This window comes from Salinimicrobium oceani (assembly GCF_012037645.1).
On record NZ_JAAVJR010000288.1, the window covers coordinates 1 to 568 of the forward strand.

General features: G+C 42.4%; 1 protein-coding gene. It reads right to left on the bottom strand.

Annotated features, from left to right (window positions below; all coding sequences use genetic code 11):
- A partial coding sequence (locus tag HC175_RS16770) for a putative sugar nucleotidyl transferase (protein WP_262887244.1) occupies positions 1-489 on the bottom strand: 489 nt, incomplete at its 3' end.
- Positions 490-568: the final 79 nt, after the last annotated feature.

Genomic DNA, 568 nt, shown 5'->3' on the forward strand with positions numbered 1-568 from the left:
CGCTATAACATTATTGGTTGCAGATAAAGCTTCGCTTTTCCTGTCTCTGGTAAGCAATTCAAAATCGGCAGCGATCGCTTCCCCGTTTTTTAAAAAAATATCCCATGGATGTTCAATGATGATAGCTTTACCCTCCATTTCAATACTGCTACAGTCGGCAAAATTCACCTCCTGTTCTTCGTAGGCATGAAATGCCACCACATCTTCTTCGTGGAAAATTGCCTCGCCGGGCTGCAGACCCATGATTTGCTCTACAAGTTCGGCGGTAGGCAAAAAGCAGGCATTGATCATTACATTTTCTTCCATTTCGACCATAGGCCATTTTTCTGAAAGATAATCTTCGGTAATGGTCGAGGTAGTGGTGTTAAGGTATTTTTCCCATTTTTCACGGATGGTGAGGATCCCGACTCTGATATCGGCTACCGGTCGGGTAAAGGTAAATGGCAGGAGTTGCGAACGAACAGCGCCATCGAACAAAATATAGTTCATGCAGTCTCTTTTGGGATAAAAGTACAGTTTTTTAAAAAAACCGGCTTGTTTTTTAGAAAGTAAGCCACAAAAAAAGCCT